Raw genomic sequence first — 6,480 nt, forward strand, 5'->3', positions numbered from 1 at the left:
ATGTCCGTTGCCAAAACTGCCTCTGCTTCCGAAACCAAGGGTTTCGACTTTAAACGCAGCCTGCTGGAGACCCTCGTCGCCGGCCTGCTGGCACTCATTGTGTTTGGCCCGGTCGTCGGCGTGGTGCTCGACGGCTACACCTTCAATGCCGAGCCGCGCCGCGTAGCCTGGCTGGTCGGCGGGGTGATGGTGGGGCGCTTCCTGCTCAGCCTGTACCTGCAGACCGCCGCTGGCGTGCGCATGCTCCAGGGCTTCGATAACGGTGGCTCTGGCGTGCATGTGAACGCGCCGGACTACAAGTCGCGGCTGCGCTACATCATCCCGGCGCTGGTGGTGATTGCCATCGTCTTCCCGATCTTCGCCAACAAGTACCTGCTGACCGTCGTCATCCTCGGGCTGATCTACGTGTTGCTGGGGCTTGGCCTTAACATCGTGGTCGGCCTGGCCGGCCTGCTCGACCTGGGCTACGTGGCGTTCTACGCCATTGGCGCCTACGGCCTGGCACTGGGTTACCAGTACCTCGGCCTGGGTTTCTGGAGCGTGCTGCCCCTGGCGGCCATCGCCGCCGCGTTGGCGGGGTGCATACTGGGCTTCCCGGTGCTACGAATGCACGGTGACTACCTGGCTATCGTGACCCTGGGCTTTGGCGAGATCATCCGCCTGGTGCTGAACAACTGGCTGTCGTTCACCGGAGGCCCCAACGGCATGCCGGCGCCTTCGCCAACCTTCTTTGGCCTGGAATTCGGCCGCCGGGCCAAAGATGGCGGGGTGCCGATCCACGAGTTCTTCGGCTTCGATTACAACGCCAACCTCAAGTTCGTGTTCATCTACGCGGTGCTGTTCCTGGTGGTGCTGGCTGTGCTGTACATCAAGCACCGCCTGACCCGCATGCCGGTAGGCCGCGCGTGGGAAGCGCTGCGCGAAGACGAGATCGCCTGCCGCTCGATGGGCCTGAACCACGTGCTGGTCAAGCTTTCGGCGTTTACCCTGGGTGCCTCCACGGCCGGCCTGGCCGGGGTGTTTTTCGCCACCTACCAGGGCTTCGTCAACCCGTCGTCGTTCACCTTCTTCGAGTCGGCGCTGATCCTCGCCATTGTCGTGCTGGGTGGCATGGGCTCGACCGTGGGCGTGGTGATTGCAGCGTTCGTGCTGACCGTGGCACCCGAACTGCTGCGCAGCTTCTCCGAATACCGGGTGCTGCTGTTCGGCGTGCTGATGGTGCTGATGATGATCTGGCGACCGCGTGGGCTGATCCGCATCAGCCGTACCGGTGTGACCCCGCGTAAAGGAGTGGCGCCATGAGCGACGATATCATTCTCTCTGTCGACAACCTGATGATGCAGTTCGGTGGCATCAAGGCGCTGAGTGATGTCAGCCTGAAGGTCCGGCGCAACCAGATCTTCGCCCTGATCGGCCCCAACGGCGCCGGCAAGACCACGGTGTTCAACTGCCTGACCGGCTTCTACAAGGCCAGTGGCGGGCGCATCGAGCTGAACGTGCGCGGCAGCCACACCAACGTCATCCAGTTGCTTGGCGAGCGCTTCCAGGCGGCGGACTTCGTGTCGCCGGCGCGCTTTGCCAACCGCCTGTACTACAAGATGTTCGGCGGCACACACCTGGTCAACCGCGCAGGCCTGGCGCGCACCTTCCAGAACATCCGCCTGTTCAAGGAAATGTCGGTAGTGGAAAACCTGCTGGTGGCCCAGCACATGTGGGTCAACCGCAACCTGCTGGCCGGGGTGCTCAACACCAAGGCCTACCGCAAGGCCGAAAGCGACGCGCTGGACCACGCATTCTACTGGCTGGAAGTGGTCGACCTGGTCGACTGCGCCAACCGCCTGGCCGGCGAGCTGTCGTACGGCCAGCAGCGCCGGCTGGAAATTGCCCGGGCCATGTGCACGCGGCCGAAGATCATCTGCCTGGACGAACCGGCGGCGGGCCTTAACCCGCAGGAAACCGAAGCCCTAAGCCGCATGATTCGTGTGCTGCGTGACGAGCATGACATCACCGTGGTGCTGATCGAGCACGACATGGGCATGGTCATGAGCATTTCCGACCATATCGTGGTGCTGGACCACGGCAACGTGATTGCCGAAGGCGCGCCGCAGGAAATCCGCCACAACCCGACGGTGATCGCCGCCTACCTGGGTGCAGATGAAGAGGAACTGGTATGAGTGCACCCATTCTCGAACTGAAGGACCTGGACGTGTTCTACGGGCCGATCCAGGCGCTGAAAAAGGTATCGATGCACATCAACGAAGGCGAGACGGTCAGCCTGATCGGTGCCAACGGTGCCGGCAAGTCCACCCTGCTGATGTCGATCTTCGGCCAGCCGCGGGCGGCATCCGGGCATATCGTCTATCGCGGCACCGACATTACCCGCAAGTCGTCGCACTACATCGCTTCCAATGGTATTGCCCAGTCGCCGGAAGGGCGCCGGGTATTCCCCGACATGACCGTCGAGGAAAACCTGATGATGGGCACCATCCCCATCGGCGACAAGCATGCCGCTGAAGACATGCAGCGCATGTACGAACTGTTCCCGCGGCTGAAGGAGCGGCGTACCCAGCGGGCCATGACCATGTCCGGTGGCGAGCAGCAGATGCTGGCGATTGCCCGGGCGCTGATGAGCCGGCCGAAGTTGCTGTTGCTGGATGAGCCCTCGCTGGGGCTTGCACCGATCGTGGTCAAGCAGATCTTTGCGACCCTGCGTGAGCTGGCCAAGACCGGGATGACCATTTTTCTGGTGGAGCAGAACGCCAACCATGCCTTGAAGCTGTCCGACCGGGCTTATGTAATGGTCAACGGGGAGATTCGCATGACCGGCACCGGGCAGGAGTTGCTGGTCAACGAGGAAGTGCGCAACGCCTATCTCGGAGGGCACTGAGTTACATCCGGGGCTGCTTTGCAGCCCCATTCCCATGTGGAAAACTTGCCGCGCCTTATTCTCGAGACACGCCAATACTCCCTCGCAAGCCCTTGTTTCCACAGGCGTGATCTTGTCCACGGATAATGTGGAACCGCCTGTGGAAAACATGGTGGCATCTCGCTCCAGCCCTTTGATAACAAGCCCTGCAGCGATGCGATCATTTTTTGATCACATCGTTCCTGTGGGTGACTTTTCAGGGTTTTTCACAGACCCGAAAGCACCTGGAAATCAATGTCAAAGCTGTGGATAACTCTGTGGGGAAACCTTGGACAGACTGCTGCAGGCTGCATGCTTGAAAGCTTTGCATCCTCGACGAAAAGATATCCACCGACCACCCAACGCTGAAAGGGTTCCGCCCTGTGGACGAGTTGCCCCCAAACCGTGGGGAAAGCCTTGTGGATAACATGCGCATAGCTGGCGCCGAGCCTTCTGCCGCAAGGGTTTGCCGGACATGTACAAAAAATGTACAGCGCCCTGAACGGCTTGCTGCCAGCGCGCGGCGCGGGCATGCTGCAAAGCTGCCGATGACAACCTACCGTGAGGAACAGAGCATGACGTCCACCGTATTCATCACTGGCGCCACTTCCGGTTTCGGCGAGGCCACCGCCCGCCGCTTTGCCGAAGCTGGCTGGAAGCTGGTGCTCACTGGCCGCCGCAAGGAGCGCCTGGATGCCCTGTGCGCAGAGCTGTCGGCCAAGACCGAGGTCCACGGCCTGGTGCTCGACGTGCGTGACCGCAAGGCCATGGAGCAGGCCATCGCCAGCTTGCCGGCCGGGTTCGAGAAGATTCGCGGCCTGGTCAACAACGCCGGCCTGGCACTGGGTGTGGATGCGGCGCAGAACTGCAGCCTCGACGACTGGGAAACCATGGTCGACACCAACATCAAGGGCCTGATGTACACCACCCGCCTGCTGCTGCCACGCCTGATCGCCCACGGTCGCGGCGCGTCGATCCTCAACGTAGGTTCTGTGGCGGGCAACTACCCGTATCCGGGCAGCAATGTGTACGGCGGCACCAAGGCCTTCGTCGGCCAGTTCTCGTTGAGCCTGCGCTGCGACCTGCGCGGCACTGGTGTGCGCGTGAGCAACATCGAGCCGGGCCTGTGCGAGAGCGAGTTCTCGCTGGTGCGCTTCGGCGGTGACCAGGCCAAGTACGACGCCACTTACGCGGGTGCCGAGCCGATCCAGCCGCAGGACATTGCCGAGACCATCTTCTGGATCCTCAACCAGCCGGCGCACATCAACATCAACAGCCTGGAGCTGATGCCGGTGAGCCAGGATTGGGCAGGGTTCTCCATCGACCGTTCGGCCAAGGGCTGATCAACAAAGCGGGGCCGCTTTGCGGCCCATTCGCAGCACAAGGCTGCTCCTACAGGCATTGCGCAGGTTTCAGACGCACCGCTACCCCTGTAGGAGCAGCCTTGTGCTGCGAAAGCGTCAGCTCAGGCGCTGCAACCCTTCCAGGCAGGTCGCCAAATGATAGGGCGTAGTCGAAGGCATGTCATGCCGGCTGACCGAGCCTTCATCATCCCGGCACTCATACCAGCCGCCTTTATGCAGAAACCGCTGCTCCATTGCCTGCAACTGCATGGCCAGCTTATCTTCACTCCCTGAGCGCAGCACCAGCGCCCGCAGGTACTCCGCCTGGGCCCAGATGCGTTGCGTGGCATCCAGCACCCGGCCATCCACATCCAGCATTGCCAACACTGCCCCATTCTTCACCCCGAACTGCTCGGCAAAGCCGAACGCCCGGTCGATGGACGCATGCAGCGGCGTGTCACGCAGCAGCGGTGAGGTGTGCAGCAGGTAGAACCATTCGAACTGGTGCCCCGGCTCGAACCAGTTATCCACAGCCCCGCGTGGCTTTTCCAGCATCAGGCCATGGGCCGGTTCGACGAAGTGCGCCTGCAGCGCTTCACACAACTGCAGCAGCGACTGCTGGGTATGTTCATCAGCGCGCACCGCCAGCACCTGCAGGAACGCCTCGGCCAAGTGCATCTGTGGGTTCTGCAGCGGGCCGCTGCCCAGGTCAGCCCAGTCTTCGCCCAGGCTGGCCTCGTACAGGCCGTCGTCACGGGCGAATTGCTGGTCGATGATGCCCAGCGCAGCGTTCAGGGTTGATTCCACCAGGCTTTCGCGCACCTTGCCCCAGTAGTGCGCGCAGGCAAAGACGATGAACGCGTGGGTGTACAGGTCCTTGCGACGGTCCAGCGGCTTGCCTTGGGCATCGATGCTGTAGAACCAGCCACCGTGCTCGGCATCGTGGAAGTGCTTTTGCAGCGATCGGAACAACGCCGCCGCGCGCTCGGCAGCGCCCGGTTGCCCGATACGGCTGCTGAACAGGTACAGCTGGCGTGCGCAGGCCATGGCCCGGTAGCGCTGCGCCGGCAACGGCTGGTGCTTGGCGTCCAGCGCCTCGTAGGGCAGGGCCAGGTCGGCATTCCAGCCCGGGCCTTGCCACAACGGCACGATGCATTCGGCGAAGTGCTGGTTGAAGCGGGCCAGTTCAGGCAGGGTGGGGCGGGGGTCGGACATTTCGGCGCTCGTCGCTGTCGGGCAGGGCGCCATGGTAGCAGAACTGGGGTTTTCGGTAGCCTGTGCCGGCCCCTTCGCGGGCTTGCCCGCTCCCCCAGGATCACCACAGGCCCGAGCAATCTGGGTTACCTGTGGGAGCGGGCAAGCCCGCGAAGGGGCCGGCACAGGCAACCCATCAGCCTGGGTTGCCGAGCCCTTGCCAATGCCGTGCCCCGACGAAGATGAAGCGTAATTGCTGGGTGATCTTTTCCTGCGCCGTCAGCGCCTGTGGATAACCCGATTCGGGGCTGTCGATAAGCTCGGGCAGGGTCGCGAACACGGTCTTCACCACCAGGTCGGCCATCACTGCCAGCGCGGCGTTGTCCAAGTGCTGCCATCGCTTCATGCGCGCCAGGTCGGTGGCCAGATCGTCGCTGATGTCCTGGCGCAGGCGGGCAATGGCCTGGCGCACGGCCTGTGAACCGCCGTACTGCTCGCGGGCCAGGAACAGGAACTGCGCGCGGTGAGCAGCCACCACGTCGAGGAAAATGCGCACCGAAGCGTCTGTGATACCGCCCAGTTCGAATTCGTTCTGGCGCACCAGGCGGATGGTCTGGCGGAAGGTGGTGTCGATTTCGGCCACCAGGGCCAGGCCGAGGGCGTCCATGTCGGGAAAATGCCGGTAGAAGCCGGTAGGCACGATGCCGGCCGTCTTCGCCACTTCACGCAGGCTGATACTGCCGAAACCACGGCCACTCTCCATCAGCAGGCAGGCGGCATCGAGCAGGGCCTGGCGGGTCTGTAGTTTCTGTTCGGCGCGCGGCAGCATGGTGCGGGCTTCTGTGGCGGTAAGGCTGGGCACTCTAGATAAAAAAACAAAGCCCGGTCAATGGACCGGGCCTGGAGGGGAGCAAGCGGTGTGACTCAGGTTGTTCTTTTCGGCCATGGTGATCAGCTCACACGGCTGAGTTCAACCAGGCGATCCGAGCCACCTTCAGCGACGCGGCCACTGCGTTCGATCAGGCGATCCGAGCCACC

General features: G+C 62.8%; 6 protein-coding genes. 4 read left to right on the forward strand and 2 right to left on the reverse strand.

Features of this window, described 5'->3' with window-relative positions:
* From livM to E8E78_RS25680, 4 genes are all read left to right on the forward strand, one after another.
* On the forward strand, window positions 1–1,302 hold the full coding sequence (gene livM / locus E8E78_RS25665; RefSeq protein WP_280314622.1) for a high-affinity branched-chain amino acid ABC transporter permease LivM: 1,302 nt from the start codon (window positions 1–3) through the stop codon (window positions 1,300–1,302).
* Window positions 1,299–2,174, forward strand: a complete 876-nt coding sequence (locus E8E78_RS25670; protein ID WP_016489420.1) for an ATP-binding cassette domain-containing protein — start codon at window positions 1,299–1,301, stop codon at window positions 2,172–2,174. The genes livM and E8E78_RS25670 overlap by 4 nt, the downstream gene beginning before the upstream one ends.
* The gene (locus tag E8E78_RS25675; RefSeq protein ID WP_016501861.1) at window positions 2,171–2,887 is read left to right on the forward strand and encodes an ABC transporter ATP-binding protein; all 717 of its coding nucleotides are present in this window, start codon (window positions 2,171–2,173) and stop codon (window positions 2,885–2,887) included. The genes E8E78_RS25670 and E8E78_RS25675 overlap by 4 nt, the downstream gene beginning before the upstream one ends.
* Before the next feature lie 593 nt (window positions 2,888–3,480).
* Complete coding sequence (locus E8E78_RS25680) at window positions 3,481–4,248, forward strand: SDR family oxidoreductase (protein ID WP_016501860.1); 768 nt, start codon at window positions 3,481–3,483, stop codon at window positions 4,246–4,248.
* A 117-nt stretch (window positions 4,249–4,365) separates the two neighbouring features.
* Here E8E78_RS25680 and E8E78_RS25685 read toward each other — a convergent pair whose 3' ends face one another.
* Entirely contained in the window at window positions 4,366–5,463 is a 1,098-nt protein-coding gene (locus E8E78_RS25685) for an AGE family epimerase/isomerase (RefSeq protein ID WP_049277897.1), read from the reverse strand.
* Window positions 5,464–5,638: 175 nt separating this feature from the next.
* Entirely contained in the window at window positions 5,639–6,271 is a 633-nt protein-coding gene (locus tag E8E78_RS25690) for a TetR family transcriptional regulator (RefSeq protein WP_016501858.1), read from the reverse strand.
* Window positions 6,272–6,480 lie beyond the last annotated feature (209 nt).

The sequence above is a fragment of the Pseudomonas sp. BN505 genome, from assembly GCF_029873175.1.
Lineage (GTDB): Bacteria > Pseudomonadota > Gammaproteobacteria > Pseudomonadales > Pseudomonadaceae > Aquipseudomonas > Aquipseudomonas putida.